Source organism: Dactylococcopsis salina PCC 8305, assembly GCF_000317615.1.
Lineage (GTDB): Bacteria > Cyanobacteriota > Cyanobacteriia > Cyanobacteriales > Rubidibacteraceae > Halothece > Halothece salina.
In genome coordinates, this window is the sequence record NC_019780.1 from 2048015 (window position 1) to 2064850 (window position 16836).

The following is a 16836-nucleotide window of genomic DNA, read 5'->3' on the forward strand; positions in this document are numbered from 1 at the left end:
CCAACCTACGGATTGGTTGTGAGTTTTCCCTGTTGAATCTGCCAACGATGATCAGCGATCGAGCGTAATTCTTTTGCGTCGTGGGTGACGACGAATAATGTCCAATGTTCTTTTAATTTTGCTAATAAGCTGACTAATTGGTTTCGCATTGACCAGTCTAAACCGGCGGTGGGTTCGTCTAACATCAGGATATTCGGCTGACGAATCAGTTGGACGGCTAAGGCTAAACGTCTTTGTTGTCCGCCACTTAACGCATTGGGAGAATTGTTCAGAGACAGATGATCTAAGCCTACTTCTTGTAGTGCTTCTTTGACTTGTGTAGTATTTAACTCAGGATGACCAAACCGCAATTCTTCTAAAATACTTCCGCCGCAAAAATGACGTTCTGGAAACTGGAACACTAATCCCACTAATTCTTGTAATTGATCGGAAATAATGTTTTGATCTCCCCAGAAAATTTGTCCTTTGGTTGGTTCGGCTAATCCCGATAAAATTTCGAGAAGGGTGCTTTTTCCAGAACCACTGGGTCCGGTAATTAATCCTAATTTTTGTGGGGGAAGTTTCAGGGTAATTGACCGCAAAATTGGTTCTGGGGTCGCTGGTGGATGATAGGTTAGGTTCTTTATTTGTAACATTCAGGTGATTAATGATGAATAATACAAGTTTTGGTAATGGTTTCTCTTTTTTACTTAGAAAAAGCACCGTAATTAGCGCGATCGTTGCGCTTGGCGTTTTCTATGTTAACCCAGTTCTTGCGGGTGATCCTTTCCGAAAAACTGATCCGCGATCGATCAGTGAGACAACGGAAACCGCATTTGAGACGATGTTTATTGCTGGTGACTATAAACAAGCAGGGAGAATTTTAAGTCAAAATCAGGAGAACACTGATCCCTTAGCTTATGCGTTGTTGGCTTCTGTTGCTTATACCGAAGAAGAATGGGAAGGGGTGAAAACCGCAGCGGAAAAAACTCTTGACTTAGCCAGCGCGATCGGGGAGACTGATCCCTTACGTCGAGATTTATATTTAGCGATCGGGCATTTTTTAGAAGGGAGTTATTTATTCCAAGTAGAAGGACCTTTCAGAGTTTTGAAGAAGTTACAAAAGGTGTTCCATTACTTAGAATTAGCCGAAAAACATAATCCTGAAGACCCAGAATTAAACTTAATTAAAGGCTATATGGACTTAATTTTAGCGGTAAATCTGCCCTTTTTTGACCCTAAACAGGCGATCGAGCGCTTTGAAACCTATGGTCAGCCTTCTTATCTGGTGAATCGGGGATTAGCCATTGCTTATCGTGATTTAGAAGAGTACGAAAAAGCCCGCATTGCCGTCGAAAAAGCGATCGAGGCGACCCCTGACAATCCCGAACTCCATTATCTCAAAGGGCAAATTTTGTACAAATTAGGAGAAGAAAAACAGAGTTTGACCCTCGCACAACAAGCAGTCAAACACTTTGAGAGCGCGATCGCACGGTCAGAACGGCTTCCCGATTCCATCAGTAAACCTTATGAACGGGAACACCGTCTGGCGCGAGAACTAATGATCAAAATTACCAATCAAGCCTCAAATTAGAGCGCGATCGCACGACTTTTCTAGTGAAAACTGGGCTGATGACGAATCAAGTTAAGAAACTCCTCACGAGTTTTCTGGTCTTCTTGAAACACCCCTAACATCGCACTGGTAACCGTCCAAGAACCTGGCTTTTGCACACCGCGCATCACCATGCACATATGACTTGCTTCCATAACAACAGCCACGCCCTGCGGTTCGAGAATGGTTTGAATTGCCTCAGCAATTTGGCGAGTGAGACGTTCTTGGACTTGTAAACGCCGAGCATACATTTCCACAATCCGAGCTAACTTGCTTAACCCCACCACCTTCTCGTTCGGGATATAAGCCACATGAGCTTTACCCATGAAAGGTAACATATGATGCTCACAAAGACTAAACACATCAATATCTCGCACTAGCACCATTTCGTTGTGTCCCTCATCAAAGATTGCACCGTTAACGAGATCATCAAGAGACTGCTCATAGCCTTGAGTGAGAAACTGCATCGCTTCTGCTACCCGTTTCGGCGTTTTGAGCAAACCCTCTCGTTCTGGGTCTTCTCCCACGCCTTCGAGAATCGTTTTCACCGCTTCCATCATCTCTCCGATTTCGGGTCGAGAAAACTCTTCCGAGCCATTTTGACTCACCGCCGCTTCTACAGAAGAAGCACTATCGAGAGACACGGTTTTGGTTACTTTCGCTGAACCGTTGGACATTGAACTGTTGGATGAAGCAATTGTCATAACTTATGAATAATATTCCTTACCTGTCTGCGTTATTCTTGTCACCTAGAGCGATACTTAAAGCGCACCAGCACTAGGCATCAAGGTCATTTCTTCGATTACTGCCTCTTGAGGAAGTAGAGCCGCTTGGGCGATTGTTTGCGCCACCACTTTCGGATCAAGCATCGCAGCGCGATTTAACTCCATTTTTACCGTATCCGTATCCCAAAGCGGGGTATTTACAGCACCGGGGATAATGCTAACGACACGAATGCCATTTTCTTTTTCCTCTCCCGATAGAGCCTTGGACAGAGTAATAATCCCTGCTTTACTCACCGCGTATGCTCCCCAACTGGGAAACGGACTTTGAGCGGCAATGGAGGCAACATTTATAATTGTGCCACTTGCTCGATCGCGCATTGTTGGTAATACGCCCTGAATGCACTGAAAAACGCTAGTTAAATTAAGATTTAACACCTGTTGCCAATCTTCCAGAGGCGTTTCTTGTAACGGGTTGGTGTATCCCATCCCCGCATTATTAACTAAAATTGAGATACCTCCGAAATCTTTAACGGCTGCGCTAATTTGGTCTTTCACAGTTTCCACAACTGCCAAATCAATCAGGTACGATTTCGCGTTTACCTTTTTCTCAACGGCAGCCATAACCGCATCAAGTTTATCTTGAGAACGTCCCACCAAAGCCAAATCAACACCAGCTTCCGCCAAAGCGAGGGCAGTTTCCTTCCCAATACCGCTACTTGCGCCAGTAATCAGAGCTTTTGGGCGACTCGGCGAGTCATCCATAGTTTCCTCCCAGTTGATCAATGATTAAATCTAATTTTCATGTTTTCCATCCCAGAGAAGGATTCTACTTTCCCCCCTTACCAAGGGAGGCTAGGGGGGATTATAGTTTCCCCCCTTACGAAGGAAATTCTACTTTCCCCCCCTTATGAAGGAAATTCTACTTTCCCCCCCTTACGAAGGAAATTCTACTTTCCCCCCCTTACGAAGGGGGGTTAGGGGGGATTCCGCCCAGACTTTGAATTTGATTAAAAAATGTAAAGTTCCTGAGCCTTGCCTATTGTATCACTCAGTCTGGTATTGATTGATTAAGCTCTATAATCGTTAGTTTGAAAAAAATCCATGATTTTACTTCCCGATCAATTTTGGCAAACCGTTGAAATCACCACCAAAAACGCCACCGCATCTCAGGCGCTACAACCAATTCCCACCGCTTCTGAAATTATCGAATGTGAAGGAATCCCGTTTTTAGTCCGCATTTTGACCACTTTAATTAAAAAAGAAGAGGCGAAGGAAAAACAAGCACAGCACAAAGAAAAAACTGGAGAAGAGTTTGATCCGTTTTTACCCTATGAGAAAGACTTATTTGTTAGTGATATTTCTGAGACTCATATCTGCTTGTTGAATAAATATAATGTTGTCGATCATCATCTTTTAATTGTCACCCGTGACTTTGAACCACAAGAAAATTTACTGAATCATAATGATTTAACTGCGCTTTGTGCTTGTTTACAAAAAGTCGATGGGTTGGGATTTTATAATTCTAGAAAAGATGCGGGTGCATCCGTTCGTCATAAACATTTACAACTTGTTCCCAAAATTTTAGCTGAAAATTTACCAGAAATCCCAATTACTCCTGCTTTCAAAACGGCTCAATTTAATGGGGGATTGGGAAATATTCCGCTGTTTTCTTTTCAACATGGATTCACTTGGTTAAATCTCGATTGGACAGCATCGCCAAGCGCGATCGCCCTAGAAGTTTTAAATATTTATCAGCAATTATTGAACGCAGTTAATGTTAATTCTGAAACCGCTTATAACTTTTTAATGACTCAAAATTGGCTGTTAATTGTTCCTCGAAAACAGGAAAGATTCCGCTCGATCGGGATTAACTCTCTCGGTTTTGCCGGTGCATTATTAGTCAGAAATCAAGCAGAATTGCAAATTATTAAAGATCATAATCCCTTAGAAATTTTAGCTGCTGTTGGTTTTCCCAGTAACATAAATTAAAATAATATTTTGTATTTTGTAGTAGGGTGGGCAATGCCCACCCTACGGTCAATGAGCTGTTTACAGTATGCAATTTCCTTATTGAATTAAAAAATCAGGTAACTCAGTTAGATTAAATTGGAGGAGAACGATAACAACAACTGTATAAATCGTAGAGCCAGCAAAACCAATAATAACATCTCGTTTAACATTTGATCGACGCTCTTCCCAAAATAGATCAAAAGCGCCCCATTGCATCATCAAAATTCCCAAAACATTGGAAAGCCAATAACCAATAATTGTTAAAACAAAAAAGGAATCAGTAAACGGCCAATGCAAAAGATAAGCAAATCCATAAGCGATCGGTAAATTAAAAAATAGATCATTCCACCAAGAGAGAGGAGATAACATATAACCCACTCCCATCAATAATGTTCCCTTTGACTTTTTTAGTAAACTCATTCCCAACTCAATACTAATACCATGCGTGAATAATTGGTGCTACATACCAACTTATTATTCCCCCCTTTCAAAGGGGGGTTAGGGGGGATAAACTGTAACACCGCTTTTTGAAAATGGTATAAACTAATCATTATTAATTACCTTACCGCAATAGGGACAAACTTGTGTCTGATTACGCCGTTTTTTCGCCTTACGCGCTTGTAACTCTTCCGAAAAACCAGACGCTAAAATTCCCGCAGGAAGTGCAAATAAACCAATTCCTAAAATTGCCAAACTTCCCCCCAATATTCTCCCTAATAACGTTACTGGATAAACATCCCCATATCCCACTGTTGTTAACGTAATTGTTCCCCACCACATCGCCTCGGGAATACTGGAAAATGCTTCTGGTTGCGCTTGATGTTCCGCAAAATAAATTAAACTTGACGCGATCGCGAGGAGAATTGATAATACAAATAATGATAAAATTAACTCTTCCCGTTTTAATCGCAAAACTCGTCCTAAAATCTTGAGAGAATCGGTATAACGATTTAATTTTAAGACCCGAAATAATCGTAACAGACGCAACGCACGACCCACCCGAAACTGAGGAGAAAGCAACGGTAAATAAAAGGGAAGAATTGCTAATAAATCAATTAAAGCCAGAGGGGTAAAGATAAACCGTAAGCGTCCCCAAAACGGATGTCGATACGCTTGTTTAATTGTACAACTCCAAACTCTTAATAAATACTCGATCGTAAAAACAACCACCGAAAAAATCTCAAAACCTCGAAACCAAATCCAGTATTGTTCAAACAGAGAATCCACCGTTTCTAAAGCAACCGCAATTAAATTTAAGAAAATTAAACCTAATAAAAAGAAATCAAAACATTTACTGGCTAAATCATAAGGTTCAGCCAAATCTAAAAACCTATAGACTTTATGTTTTAGCGATGCGCGTGGAGTATTCATTATCCTTTTATTTCTCCCTTTTAATTATCGATCGTCCACTGATCTAACACATCTTTAATTAAAACTTCTTGTATCCAAATTTGACCAATAACGGTTAAGGGAAGGGCGAGAAATAAACCTAAAAAACCGAAAAAAGTTGCAAAAAAGACTTGCGCCAGTAAGGTAAACGCAGGGAATAAAGACACCTGTTGCGCCATGACTAAAGGAGTTAAAAAAGCTCCTTCAATTTGTTGGAGAACGATGTAAAATATAAGTACCGCTAAACTTTTCCAAGGTGCATCTAAAAGCGCGATCGCCATCGGAGGAATCACACTTAAAACGGGACCAAAATTCGGAATAAAAGTCAGCAATCCCGTTAACATTGCTTGCGCTAAAGCGAGATCAATATCTAAAATTAAAAGTCCGATAAAACTCAATACTAGCAAGAAAGTGATACTAAATAAAGTTCCCACCAACCACCCTTGTAAAGCCTTCTCACACAACAATAAAATCTCATCTACTCGCTTGCGATAAAAACAAGGAAATAAACGTTTAAATCCTTCTCGATATGGCGTGGGATCAGCGAGTAACATAATCGTTAACACTAACACCAATAAAATGTTCAAAATAATCCCAACGGAAGTGGAGAAAAACGTAAATCCTCCTCCCAATAAGCGATTATAAAGCGGTTGAATTTGCTGTGATAATTGAGTAAAGTTGGGTAAGAGTTCTAAAAGTTCTGGAGAAAGCCGTTTTTCTAATAAACTGAGCCAACTATTTAACTGATTAATACCTTTCGGTACTAACTCAATTAATTGCTGTAGCTGATCAAAAAAAGGCGGTACAATGACCCAGACAAAAGTAATTGCAAGTGACAATAAAATGAGGACAGATAAAAATACCGCATAACTGCGCCTCATTTTTAATTTTTGTAACTGCTTTACTGAAAGATTAAGCGCATTTGCAATTACCACCGCCGTAAAAACTAAGAGGAGTAACTGTTTAATTTGCCACAAAATGTATAACGAGAGCGTGAGAGCAACCACTCCCATCCATTTTCCTAAAGTCACAGCAATTAATCCTCACGATTTAGCTTTTAAAAACCTTCGCCAGAATACAATTCCTAGAACTAACGGTGGTGTCAAAACAATACTAATCGCTAGTCCGGAAGAAGCTGAAATTGAAACATAAGGAGCGAGAGACTTGATAACAACGGAAATCAGTGTAGAAAACAAGAAAACTTTGAGGATAAAAGCGGCTTTCATATTTAAATATCTACCTTAAAGACCTAAGACATTTTCTTTTTCACAGAAGAGACTAACTGATTCACTTGCTTATGAAGTTGATCAATTTGACCTTGCATTTTCTCGACTTTCTTATTTAGTTGGTCAACTTCAGCTTTCAGAGTCGCCACATCTTCTCCTCCTTCTTGAGTGGTTTCCGTCGCTGGAGGAACAGTTGCTGCTTTTCTCTTACTTGCTTTATTTCTCGCATCCTTAATCGCTTTTACCAATTGGTCGCGCTCAAATGGTTTTTCTACGAAAGCAAAATATTCAAATGGCTCGGAAATTTTCTCTGTCACCTCCTCTTTTCGTCCCGACATTAAAACTAAAGGGGTCGCGGTTAAATTGGGGTCATTTTGTATTTCTTGATAAACTTCCCAACCACTTTTTCTGGGTAACAGGAAATCTAAAATAATCAGTTGTGGTTTTTCTGAGTGAATTTTCTCGATACCATCTTGTCCATCTCTGGCTTCGATAACTTCAAGATTACCACCAGGTAACATATCTTTAACTCGCATTCTGATCATTTTGCTGTCATCAATGACCAGTATTTTCTGCATTTTGATTGACTCCTTAATTGTGCGAAAGTTATCCTAAAAAATTGATTTTTGATTGAGTGAAACTAAGCTCGATCGTTGCTTAGGGTTACTTTACCAAAAAATCGATCGCGCTCAAACCAGAGATGAGGGAAGATTAAGTCGGTTAACAATATTCATTAGTGTAACCTGATCACCGAATCGGTTTCACCAACTTTAAAAACAAAATCCGATGTCATTCCATCCCCTAAAAAGTAGTAATCCCCACAGAAAATTAAATCCTCCCTCATTAACCCTTTCTTAACCGCCATGCCTTTGTTCGGTATCCAGCACTTTTTAAGCCTGCTGTTGCCTTTCATCATAGAGAGTAGAGAAAATACAAATCAACTCATCAAAAAAATTATAGTAGCAAGTAAAGGAGAGAGGCATAAATTATGGCAAAGGTAGTCGGAATCGACCTTGGCACAACCAATTCCTGTGTCGCCGTTATGGAAGGGGGAAAGCCTACAGTTATTTCTAACGCAGAAGGCTTTCGTACCACCCCTTCCGTCGTCGGTTATGCCAAAAACGGCGATCGATTGGTCGGTCAAATCGCCAAGCGTCAAGGGGTAATGAACCCTCAAAACACATTTTATTCCGTTAAGCGGTTTATTGGACGTAAATTCGACGAAATTAAAGAGGAAGCGAAAGAAGTTTCCTACGATGTCAAGCGTTCCAATGACGGTAACGTTAAGCTAGAATGCCCCAATCAGGATCAGCAATTCGCCGCCGAAGAAATTTCAGCGCAAGTCTTGCGGAAACTGGTCGATGATGCCAGTAAGTATTTAGGAGAAACCGTCACCGAAGCGGTGATTACTGTTCCCGCATACTTTAACGACTCGCAACGTCAAGCCACCAAAGACGCGGGAAAAATTGCAGGTTTAGATGTCAAACGCATCATTAACGAACCGACGGCGGCTTCCCTCGCTTATGGGTTAGATAAGAAAAGCAACGAAACGATTCTTGTCTTTGACTTAGGTGGCGGTACGTTTGACGTTTCTATCTTAGAAGTTGGTGACGGTGTATTTGAAGTATTAGCCACTTCTGGTGATACTCACTTAGGCGGTGATGACTTTGATAAGAAAATTGTTGATCACTTAGCTGAAGAATTTAAAAACCAAGAGGGAATTGATCTCCGTCAAGATAAGCAAGCGCTGCAACGTTTAACCGAAGCCGCCGAAAAAGCGAAAATCGAGCTTTCCAGTGTTAGTCAAGCGGATGTGAACCTTCCCTTTATCACAGCGACTCAAGAAGGGCCGAAACACCTCGATATGACGCTGACACGGGCGAAATTTGAGGAAATTTGCTCAGATTTGATCGATCGATGCAGCGTTCCCGTAGAAAACGCCCTCAAAGATGCCAAACTCGATAAAAGCAAAATTGACGAAATCGTCATGGTAGGGGGTTCAACCCGTATTCCTGCCATTCAAGAATTAGTCAAGAAAAAACTAGGAAAAGACCCCAACCTCACCGTTAACCCAGATGAAGTGGTCGCAGTCGGTGCAGCGATTCAAGGTGGCGTTCTCTCTGGGGAAGTTAAAGACATTCTCCTGTTAGACGTAACCCCTCTTTCCCTCGGTGTGGAAACTCTCGGCGGTGTAATGACAGCCATGATCCAACGCAACACCACCATTCCCACCAAAAAAGCAGAAACCTTCTCCACTGCGGTAGATGGACAAACCAACGTGGAAATCCATGTTTTACAAGGGGAACGTGAATTTGCCAAAGACAACAAGAGTTTAGGAACATTCCGCTTAGATGGCATTCCCCCCGCCCCTCGCGGTGTTCCTCAAATCGAAGTTACCTTCGACATTGACGCGAATGGTATCCTTAACGTAACCGCGAAGGATAAAGGAAGCGGTAAAGAACAGTCCATCAGCATTACAGGTGCTTCGACGCTTCCCGAAGAAGAAGTGGAACGCATGGTTGATGAAGCTGAGAAAAACGCAGAGGAAGACAAACAGCGTCGGGAGAAAATCGAACGGAAAAATCAAGCAGACTCCTTGGTTTATCAAGCGGAAAAACAAATCAACGAACTCGGTGATAAGGTTGCCGCAGAGGAGAAAAGCAAAGCAGAAGACTTGATCAGTCAACTGAAAGAAGCAACTTCCCAAGACAATGATGAGCAAATTCAGAAACTAATGCCAGAATTGCAACAAGTGCTTTACAGCATTGGTTCGAGTGTTTATCAGCAAGATGGCGGCGCGGCGACGGATGCAGCCACTGGCGATGATACTAGCACCAATGGCGCTTCTTCTGAGTCTTCCAGTAGTAAGTCTGATGGCGATGATGTCATTGATGCTGAGTTCTCGGAAACGAAGTAAGTTTCTTTTAGAATCTGTCCTATCCCCCCTAACCCCCCTTTGAAAGTCTGTTCTATCCCCCCTAACCCCCCTTTGAAAGTCTGTTCTATCCCCCCTAACCCCCCTTTGAAAGTCTGTTCTATCCCCCCTAACCCCCCTTTGAAAGTCTGTTCTATCCCCCCTAACCCCCCTTTGAAAGTCTGTTCTATCCCCCCTAACCCCCCTTTGAAAGTCTGTTCTATCCCCCCTAACCCCCCTTTGAAAGTCTGTTCTATCCCCCCTAACCCCCCTTTGAAAGTCTGTTCTATCCCCCCTAACCCCCCTTTGAAAGTCTGTTCTATCCCCCCTAACCCCCCTTTGAAAGTCTGTTCTATCCCCCCTAACCCCCCTTTGAAAGTCTGTTCTATCCCCCCTAACCCCCCTTTGAAAGTCTGTTCTATCCCCCCTAACCCCCCTTTGAAAGTCTGTTCTATCCCCCCTAACCCCCCTTTGAAAGGGGGGAAGATCACTTAATATCAGATAAAAAGTTACATCTTGTAGGGTGGGCAATGCCCACCCTACGGTCAATGAGCTAGAGTTTACGAAACCCAACACCAATTATCAGATAAAAAGTAGGTTGGGTGGAGTTTACGAAACCCAACACCAATTATCAGTTACATCTTGTAAGGTGGGCAATGCTCACCCTACGGTCAATGAGCGAGTTAATTACTATAACTTGAGTTAAGAGTAGCCTTCGCGATTATGAATCTCCATTTTCTAAATGATGCCCAAGCCAACCTCAATCAGTTGATCGAGGAAACTGCTTCCTCTCATCAACCGATCGAAATAGAGGGAGACAATCACACTGCAATTCTGCTGGCAAAAGAAGATTGGTCTGCTATCCAAGAAACCCTCTACTTACTCTCAATTCCAGAAATGCGTGAATCTATTAAAGAAGGGTTAACAACTCCTCTGAATGAATGTGATGAGGAATTGGATTGGTGAATTGGAAACTGATGTACACCAAGCAAGCCCAAAAAGATGCTATAGCGCTACGCGCTAGGCAAAAGGCAAGAGGCAAGAGGCAAGAGGCAAGAGTAAGGTATAGGTGAGTTTCAACATTTTGGAATGTCCTAACCTAATTTTGTAGCGCTATAAAAAGCTGGCAAGAAGCGGTTTAAAACCAAAAGCTCAGAAACTTCTTGCAATCCTTGCCAACAATCCATACACTAATCCTCCCCCCTATGAAAAGTTGGTTGGGGATTTAACTGGGGCTTACTCTCGTCGCATCAATATTCAACATCGTTTGGTTTACGAAATTTTGGAGGAGGAGAAAGCGGTCAAGGTAATCCGAATGTGGTCTCACTATGAATAGAAACGCTTTGAGGATTTGTTTGTTACAATGTTAGTCCTGAAAATTGGACGATCGAACCTCTATCAAAATTAGAATATGGCACAACAAACCTTACGTGGTACTCGCTTAAAACAAAAACGGAAATGTGGTTTCCGCGCCAGAATGCGGACTCATAACGGTAAAAATGTAATTAATGCTCGTCGCAAAAAAGGACGGGCGCGTTTATCAGTTTAACTTAAACCCGAAAATTGGATTGTGGGTTTACCAAAGGCGAACCGACTTAGACATCGTAATCAGTTTAAGGCGGTCTATCAGAAAGGAGAACGTTGTTCGGGGAAATATTTAGTCCTTCTTTTGCTTCGGGAAGTTTCCCCCAATGATGTTTCTCCTCCCCAAGTTGGGATTTCTATCAGCTTAAAAGTGAGTAAAAAGGCGGTGGTGCGAAATCGCATTAAACGCCAGATTCGTGCGATTCTGCAAGGGTTGTTACCTCAGTTCCCCCAAGGTTTGAAACTGGTCGTGATTGTGAAGCCACAAGCTCAAGTGTGCCAATATGAAGATTTTTTGCGAGAATTAAGAGAGTTATTAATCAAACTTGAGGTTTTATATGGGTATTAAAGAAAACGTTTATTTTGAAGGGGGCCCTCACAAAGGGGATTTAGTGCTAAATGTTCTATTGGGCTTTACGGTGATTTGTTTGCCGTTTACGGTTGGCGCATTGGTGCGAGCGTTGTGGCTTCGGTATCGGATCACCGATCGACGCTTATCGGTTATCGGGGGCTGGCGTGGGCGCGATCGAACCGACGTGGTTTATACAGAAATTACAAAATTAGTTAAAATTCCTCGTGGCATTGGTTTATGGGGAGATATTATCCTCACCCTCAATGATAAAAGTCGTTTAGAAATGCGCGCCGTTCCGAAATATAGAGAAATTCACGATTATATTGCCGAAAAAGTAGCAACCAAAACTGGAAAATCCCTAGAAGCGATTACGACTCGTTAAATTGGTAACTGGATCGCAAACGAATCATTTAAGATTCGATACATTAAAACAAAGATAAGAGTACACGCAAAAACACGAAGCGAGAAGACGCATGGATTTTGGGATCGGATTTATTTCTAACAACATAATGCTGCCAATCCTGGACTTTTTTCACGGGATTGTCCCCAGTTATGGGTTTGCCATTATTGCTTTAACCCTGGTGATTCGTTTCGCCCTCTACCCCTTGAGTGCGAAGTCAATCCGTAGCATGAGACGGATGCGAGTTGCCCAGCCAGCAATGCAGAAAAAAGTGAAGGAGGTACAAGAACGATATAAGGATGATCCAGAAAAGCAACGCCAAGAAATGAGCGCGGTTTATAAAGAATATGGGAATCCTTTGGCGGGATGTTTTCCTGTTATTCTGCAAATGCCGATTTTATTTGCTTTATTTGCTACTTTGCGCGGATCGCCTTTTGCGGATGTGGATTACACCGTAGATATGCAGATTTTCCCTAGAGAACAAATTGAGTCGGTACAACCAGAAACTGTTACCACTAAGGCGGAAAATGTCTATATCAATGAGGATGTTCACTATAAGGTTTTAGCGTTACTACCCAGTGAAAATTTAGGCGTGGGACAAACCACACAACTTGAGTTTCAAACTGAGGAAGGGAAGTCTTTAAACCAGTTAAACGCGGAAACTGAGTCGAACTTAGCCCCGAACTTGGAAGTAGTGAAAGGTCAAGAACGAGTAAAAATCAATGAAGATGGGACAATCAGCGCGATCGCCCCTGGAGAGGTGTCCATTAAAGCCAGTCTCCCCGGTGTCGCTAAAAATGAAGGTTTCATCTTTATTGAAGCCCTCGGTCGCGTTGGTGCGGTCGGTGAAGATGGCACAATTCACTGGGATATTCTGGGAATGGTGATTTTCTTCGGGATTAGTTTATACGCTAACCAGAAACTCTCTGGTCAATCCAATAAAAGTGGTGATAACTCTCAACAACAGTTGATTAGCCAAATCACGCCCATCTTATTTACGGGGATGTTCTTATTCTTCCCGCTTCCAGCTGGGGTGTTAATGTATATTGTCCTTGCTAACGTCTTCCAAACCTTGCAAACTTTAATTCTGATGCGAGAACCTTTGCCAGATAATCTACAGAAAATTGTAGAGGAACAAGAGAAGCAGGAGAAGAAAGAGAAAGGACAAGAAAGCCTTCCGTTTGAAAAACAAAAACGATCGCGCAAAAAAGAAAAAGCATCAGGATAAATCAATATGGATCAAACCGTCAATCGGGGTCAACAGTGGCTAGAAAACGTTTTAGCCCTGATGGGAACCCCGACTTCTGTTAAACTTTCTAACCCCAATGAAACCGCAGAAACCACAATTGCTGATCAAAATCCTTGGTTAGTCATTGATGACACGGATTTAAACGAAGAACAGGTGAAAGCATTACTGAAGGATCAGGGAAAAACCTTAGATTCCCTACAGTATCTCGCCAATACTTGTTTGAATATCGGTTTGTCCCCAGAAGAACAAATGGCGTTTACCATTGAGTTCAAAGGGTATCGGCAACAACGAGAAAAAGAGTTACGAGTCTTAGCGGAAAAAACCGCTTGGCAAGTGTCGGAAACTGGGGAGAAAGTTGAACTCGATTCTCTCTCTAGTGCCGAACGGCGACAAATTCATCAGTTTTTGCAACAATATGAGGGGTTAGAATCATTTAGCCGAGGGGAAGACCCCGATCGACGCTTGGTGGTACAACGCAAAAGCGATTAACGATTAATTGATATAGCAATGCCAAATGAATTGTAAATTAATCCCCCCCTTCGACAGGCTCAGGGTAAAACCTAGCCCCCCCTTCGTAAGGGGGGAACGGTTAATCCCCCCTAGCCCCCCTTCCTAAGGAGGGAACGGTTAATCCCCCCTAGCCCCCCTTCGTAAGGGGGGAACGGTTAATCAACTTTTTACGAACGATTTAGAACTGCTATACGGTGCGATGCTAGAAGCAATTTATATCCCAAGACTCTTAAAAGCACCTAGAAAAAGTCAGCAACTTGATGTGAAAGCCTTTATTCCAGGTTTAGAGACTTTAACCCCAGTGCGAGGAACAGTGGTAATTACCCACTGTGGGAATTATTTGGAAGTCTCAGCCAATGCAGAAACCATAAAAACTTTAGTGTGCGATCGAACGTTGCAACAATATAATCAGCGTTTGGTGGTGGATACAAGCGAACTGATTTGGCTGAAAGACCATCCAGAGGAAGAAGAAGCACTCCCGAAAGAGGTGGAAACCCCTCTCGAAGAATTAACAGAAAGCCTACCCGCACAAGGCTATTTTGAACCTGAAACCTGGCTTTATGAACAGTTTTGTTTACAAATGCCGATCCGTAAATTAAGCAGTGATTCGGTTGCGGGAAGTTACGATTATGTGGATACGCCGCCAGTGGATCAACGGTGGGCGAGTTTGGCAGCATTGAAAGAAAAATTGCCCGATCGCAGTCTAGAGGATCAATGATGAGTTTCGCCGAAGAGTTTGAATTACTGTTAAGAGCCTGTTATCCCTTAATTTATCTTCCCACCTTTGAAGAAGAACGTGCCGAAAGCGCGATCGCCCAATGTGCGAAACGAGTGGGAAATCGTAACGTTTATATTTGGGATTTTGTGGAGGGCTATCAAGATAACCCCAACAACGCGGGAACGGCTCAACGCAACCCTTTACAAGCTCTAGAATATGTGGAAAAACTCTCCACTAGCAACGGGTCAGTTGTTATTTTACGAGACTTTCATCGGTTTTTAGAAGACATTTCAGTTGCGAGGAAACTGCGGAATCTCTCTCGGAAACTGAAATCGCTTCCCATCAACATCGTCTTGATTTCCCCAGAGATGTCCATTCCCTCTGATTTAACTGAAGTCTTAACCGTAGTGGAGTTTCCGCTTCCTGATAGTCAAGAAATTAAATCGGAAGTGGAACAACTGATTAGTGGCATTCCGCAAACGCTACCCGAAAAGCAAATTGATGCTTTTGTCCGTTCTGCGAGAGGATTATCATTAGAGCGGATTCGTCGCGTTTTAACCCGCGCGATCGCCGATCATGGGGCATTACAACCCGAAGACGTGGAATTAGTTCTCGCCGAAAAACGACAATCCATTCGTCAAACCCAAATCCTCGACTTTTATCCTGCTACCGAAGAAATTTCAGATATTGGGGGCTTAGATAACCTGAAAGACTGGTTACTCCGTCGCGGTGGATCATTCAGCGATCGCGCTCGTACTTATGGACTCCCTCACCCTCGTGGCTTGCTTCTAGTGGGGATTCAAGGCACAGGAAAATCTCTCACCGCCAAGGCGATCGCCCACCATTGGCATCTTCCCCTGTTGCGCTTGGATGTGGGACGATTATTCGGGGGATTAGTAGGAGAATCGGAATCTCGCACCCGACAAATGATCACCCTCGCCGAAGCCCTTTCCCCCTGTATTCTCTGGATTGACGAAATTGATAAAGCCTTTTCTGGCTTAACTGGACAAGGAGACTCTGGAACCAGTAGTCGGGTTTTCGGGACATTTATCACCTGGTTAGCAGAGAAAACCTCTCCCGTGTTTGTCGTCGCCACCGCCAATAATGTTCGTTCTCTTCCTCCTGAAATGCTGAGAAAAGGACGCTTTGACGAAATCTTCTTCGTTGATCTCCCCACTGGCAGCGAAAGACAAGAAATTTTTTCCGTTCATCTCTCCCATTTGCGTCCCCACAACATCAAAGATTACGATTTAGAACGACTCGCCTACGAAACCCCAGACTTTTCTGGTGCGGAAATTGAACAGACTATAATTGAGGCGATGCACATTGGTTTTAGCGAGAACCGAGACTTTACCAGTGATGATATCCTGCAAGCAGCGAGTCAAATTGTTCCCTTAGCTCGTACCGCCCAAGAGGAAATTCAATTTCTGAAACAATGGGTTAGCGCAGGAAGAGCGCGTAAAGCCTCTCGTGATCAGGCTATCACCTTCTAAATCTCATTCCCTAACCGAACGCTTATGAGTCTCTCTGGTTTAGCACAATTTATTGTCGGATTTCTCCTCGGCGTGTTTGTTCTCACGGGAACGGGCGCAGCAGTCGCTTACTTCTTTTTAAGTCGACTGTCAGACGCACCGCCGAAACCCGTTTATTCAGAAGAAAATTCTTCAGAAGAAAAGTCTCCTGCACAAAATACAAGCAATACTGAACCTGAACCGAAACCCGAACCTGAACCTGAACCTGAACCTGAACCTGAACCTGAACCCAAACCAAAAACCATAAAAGACCGTTTTGGGGAACAGGCTTATGAAGCCAGTGTAAATTGGCCGTCTGGGTTAAGTTTACGATCAAATCCGAATCCCTCAGCATCAAGAGTGGGAGGGGTTTATTATGGTGATAAATTAGTCGTTATCGGTAGCAGTAGTGATGGGAATTGGCAGAAAGTTTATGTTCCCGAAAGCGGTCAACAAGCCTGGGTAAAAGCAGGGAATGTGGAAAAAATTAATTAATCAATAACTAAATTAATGTACATGATTGTGTTCTGCCCCCAAACCCCCAAATCTGGGGGCTTCCATGAGTCAAGTTTTTACATAAGATATAGAACTGCTATAACAATCCTACTAGATGATTTGTCAATGTTTTTTGCCCCCAAACCCCCTAGATGATTTGTC

General features: G+C 42.7%; 20 protein-coding genes. 13 read left to right on the forward strand and 7 right to left on the reverse strand.

All coding sequences use genetic code 11. The features are described from left to right. Positions 1-5: 5 nt before the first annotated feature. A complete protein-coding gene (locus tag DACSA_RS10135) occupies positions 6-635 on the reverse strand; it encodes an ABC transporter ATP-binding protein (RefSeq protein ID WP_015229667.1) in 630 nt (209 codons plus the stop codon). Between the two features lie 11 nt (positions 636-646). Between DACSA_RS10135 and DACSA_RS10140 the strand changes: the two genes are divergently transcribed. Continuing rightward, positions 647-1573, forward strand: coding sequence for a Sll0314/Alr1548 family TPR repeat-containing protein (locus DACSA_RS10140; RefSeq protein WP_015229668.1), 927 nt, complete (start codon positions 647-649; stop codon positions 1571-1573). A gap of 20 nt (positions 1574-1593) precedes the next feature. Here the strand turns inward: DACSA_RS10140 and folE are convergent, their stop codons facing one another. Together folE and DACSA_RS10150 are read right to left on the reverse strand one after the other, a co-directional pair. Beyond that, complete coding sequence (gene folE / locus DACSA_RS10145; protein WP_041235433.1) at positions 1594-2295, reverse strand: GTP cyclohydrolase I FolE; 702 nt, start codon at positions 2293-2295, stop codon at positions 1594-1596. A 57-nt stretch (positions 2296-2352) separates the two neighbouring features. Continuing rightward, positions 2353-3078: an SDR family oxidoreductase gene (locus tag DACSA_RS10150; RefSeq protein ID WP_015229670.1), complete on the reverse strand. Its 726-nt coding sequence runs from the start codon at positions 3076-3078 to the stop codon at positions 2353-2355. Between the two features lie 339 nt (positions 3079-3417). On the opposite strand from DACSA_RS10150, the gene DACSA_RS10155 reads away from it, so the two are divergent. Further along, the gene (locus DACSA_RS10155) at positions 3418-4305 is read left to right on the forward strand and encodes an ATP adenylyltransferase family protein (protein ID WP_015229671.1); all 888 of its coding nucleotides are present in this window, start codon (positions 3418-3420) and stop codon (positions 4303-4305) included. A 78-nt stretch (positions 4306-4383) separates the two neighbouring features. Here the strand turns inward: DACSA_RS10155 and DACSA_RS10160 are convergent, their stop codons facing one another. The 4 genes from DACSA_RS10160 to DACSA_RS10175 all read right to left on the reverse strand — a co-directional run bounded on the left by DACSA_RS10160 (position 4384) and on the right by DACSA_RS10175 (position 7525). After that, the gene (locus tag DACSA_RS10160) at positions 4384-4746 is read right to left on the reverse strand and encodes a hypothetical protein (RefSeq protein ID WP_015229672.1); all 363 of its coding nucleotides are present in this window, start codon (positions 4744-4746) and stop codon (positions 4384-4386) included. Between the two features lie 123 nt (positions 4747-4869). Beyond that, positions 4870-5697, reverse strand: coding sequence for an ion transporter (locus tag DACSA_RS10165; RefSeq protein ID WP_015229673.1), 828 nt, complete (start codon positions 5695-5697; stop codon positions 4870-4872). Positions 5698-5717: 20 nt separating this feature from the next. Further along, positions 5718-6746 carry an AI-2E family transporter gene (locus tag DACSA_RS10170; protein ID WP_015229674.1) on the reverse strand — a complete coding sequence of 343 codons (1029 nt, stop codon included), beginning with the start codon at positions 6744-6746 and terminating at the stop codon, positions 5718-5720. Between the two features lie 218 nt (positions 6747-6964). Continuing rightward, entirely contained in the window at positions 6965-7525 is a 561-nt protein-coding gene (locus DACSA_RS10175; protein ID WP_156800758.1) for a response regulator, read from the reverse strand. Between the two features lie 404 nt (positions 7526-7929). On the opposite strand from DACSA_RS10175, the gene dnaK reads away from it, so the two are divergent. The 11 genes from dnaK (at position 7930) to DACSA_RS10230 (ending at position 16674) form a co-directional block, all read left to right on the forward strand. Then, entirely contained in the window at positions 7930-9858 is a 1929-nt protein-coding gene (gene dnaK / locus DACSA_RS10185; RefSeq protein ID WP_015229676.1) for a molecular chaperone DnaK, read from the forward strand. A 720-nt stretch (positions 9859-10578) separates the two neighbouring features. Then, positions 10579-10821 (forward strand): type II toxin-antitoxin system Phd/YefM family antitoxin, encoded by a 243-nt coding sequence (locus DACSA_RS10190; RefSeq protein WP_015229677.1) that lies wholly within the window; start codon positions 10579-10581, stop codon positions 10819-10821. Between the two features lie 157 nt (positions 10822-10978). Then, a complete protein-coding gene (locus tag DACSA_RS19110) occupies positions 10979-11191 on the forward strand; it encodes a Txe/YoeB family addiction module toxin (RefSeq protein WP_071880314.1) in 213 nt (70 codons plus the stop codon). Positions 11192-11266: 75 nt separating this feature from the next. Next, the gene (gene rpmH, locus DACSA_RS10195) at positions 11267-11404 is read left to right on the forward strand and encodes a 50S ribosomal protein L34 (protein WP_015229678.1); all 138 of its coding nucleotides are present in this window, start codon (positions 11267-11269) and stop codon (positions 11402-11404) included. Positions 11405-11425: 21 nt separating this feature from the next. Beyond that, on the forward strand, positions 11426-11788 hold the full coding sequence (rnpA, locus tag DACSA_RS10200) for a ribonuclease P protein component (RefSeq protein ID WP_015229679.1): 363 nt from the start codon (positions 11426-11428) through the stop codon (positions 11786-11788). Beyond that, the gene (locus DACSA_RS10205) at positions 11778-12173 is read left to right on the forward strand and encodes a PH domain-containing protein (RefSeq protein ID WP_015229680.1); all 396 of its coding nucleotides are present in this window, start codon (positions 11778-11780) and stop codon (positions 12171-12173) included. Before rnpA ends, DACSA_RS10205 begins: the two co-directional genes overlap by 11 nt. A 91-nt stretch (positions 12174-12264) precedes the next feature. After that, positions 12265-13419, forward strand: coding sequence for a membrane protein insertase YidC (gene yidC, locus DACSA_RS10210; protein ID WP_015229681.1), 1155 nt, complete (start codon positions 12265-12267; stop codon positions 13417-13419). 6 nt (positions 13420-13425) lie between these two features. Then, a complete protein-coding gene (locus DACSA_RS10215; RefSeq protein WP_015229682.1) occupies positions 13426-13929 on the forward strand; it encodes a Jag family protein in 504 nt (167 codons plus the stop codon). Positions 13930-14149: 220 nt separating this feature from the next. Then, positions 14150-14668, forward strand: a complete 519-nt coding sequence (locus tag DACSA_RS10220; RefSeq protein WP_015229683.1) for a YceD family protein — start codon at positions 14150-14152, stop codon at positions 14666-14668. After that, a complete protein-coding gene (locus tag DACSA_RS10225) occupies positions 14668-16161 on the forward strand; it encodes an AAA family ATPase (protein WP_015229684.1) in 1494 nt (497 codons plus the stop codon). The genes DACSA_RS10220 and DACSA_RS10225 overlap by 1 nt, the downstream gene beginning before the upstream one ends. 24 nt (positions 16162-16185) lie before the next feature. Next, on the forward strand, positions 16186-16674 hold the full coding sequence (locus tag DACSA_RS10230; protein ID WP_015229685.1) for an SH3 domain-containing protein: 489 nt from the start codon (positions 16186-16188) through the stop codon (positions 16672-16674). Positions 16675-16836: the final 162 nt, after the last annotated feature.

Excerpts from the sequence above, each read along its gene's own strand:
- DACSA_RS10205 (WP_015229680.1), top strand. The coding sequence starts at position 11,778 with ATGGGTATTAAAGAAAACGTTTATTTTGAAGGGGGCCCTCACAAAGGG.
- DACSA_RS10220 (WP_015229683.1), top strand. The coding sequence starts at position 14,150 with ATGCTAGAAGCAATTTATATCCCAAGACTCTTAAAAGCACCTAGAAAA.
- DACSA_RS10215 (WP_015229682.1), top strand. The coding sequence starts at position 13,426 with ATGGATCAAACCGTCAATCGGGGTCAACAGTGGCTAGAAAACGTTTTA.
- yidC (WP_015229681.1), top strand. The coding sequence starts at position 12,265 with ATGGATTTTGGGATCGGATTTATTTCTAACAACATAATGCTGCCAATC.
- DACSA_RS10160 (WP_015229672.1), bottom strand. The coding sequence starts at position 4,746 with ATGAGTTTACTAAAAAAGTCAAAGGGAACATTATTGATGGGAGTGGGT.
- DACSA_RS10150 (WP_015229670.1), bottom strand. The coding sequence starts at position 3,078 with ATGGATGACTCGCCGAGTCGCCCAAAAGCTCTGATTACTGGCGCAAGT.
- DACSA_RS10155 (WP_015229671.1), top strand. The coding sequence starts at position 3,418 with ATGATTTTACTTCCCGATCAATTTTGGCAAACCGTTGAAATCACCACC.
- dnaK (WP_015229676.1), top strand. The coding sequence starts at position 7,930 with ATGGCAAAGGTAGTCGGAATCGACCTTGGCACAACCAATTCCTGTGTC.
- DACSA_RS10140 (WP_015229668.1), top strand. The coding sequence starts at position 647 with ATGATGAATAATACAAGTTTTGGTAATGGTTTCTCTTTTTTACTTAGA.
- folE (WP_041235433.1), bottom strand. The coding sequence starts at position 2,295 with ATGACAATTGCTTCATCCAACAGTTCAATGTCCAACGGTTCAGCGAAA.
- rpmH (WP_015229678.1), top strand. The coding sequence starts at position 11,267 with ATGGCACAACAAACCTTACGTGGTACTCGCTTAAAACAAAAACGGAAA.
- DACSA_RS10135 (WP_015229667.1), bottom strand. The coding sequence starts at position 635 with ATGTTACAAATAAAGAACCTAACCTATCATCCACCAGCGACCCCAGAA.
- DACSA_RS10230 (WP_015229685.1), top strand. The coding sequence starts at position 16,186 with ATGAGTCTCTCTGGTTTAGCACAATTTATTGTCGGATTTCTCCTCGGC.
- DACSA_RS10190 (WP_015229677.1), top strand. The coding sequence starts at position 10,579 with ATGAATCTCCATTTTCTAAATGATGCCCAAGCCAACCTCAATCAGTTG.
- DACSA_RS10225 (WP_015229684.1), top strand. The coding sequence starts at position 14,668 with ATGAGTTTCGCCGAAGAGTTTGAATTACTGTTAAGAGCCTGTTATCCC.
- DACSA_RS10165 (WP_015229673.1), bottom strand. The coding sequence starts at position 5,697 with ATGAATACTCCACGCGCATCGCTAAAACATAAAGTCTATAGGTTTTTA.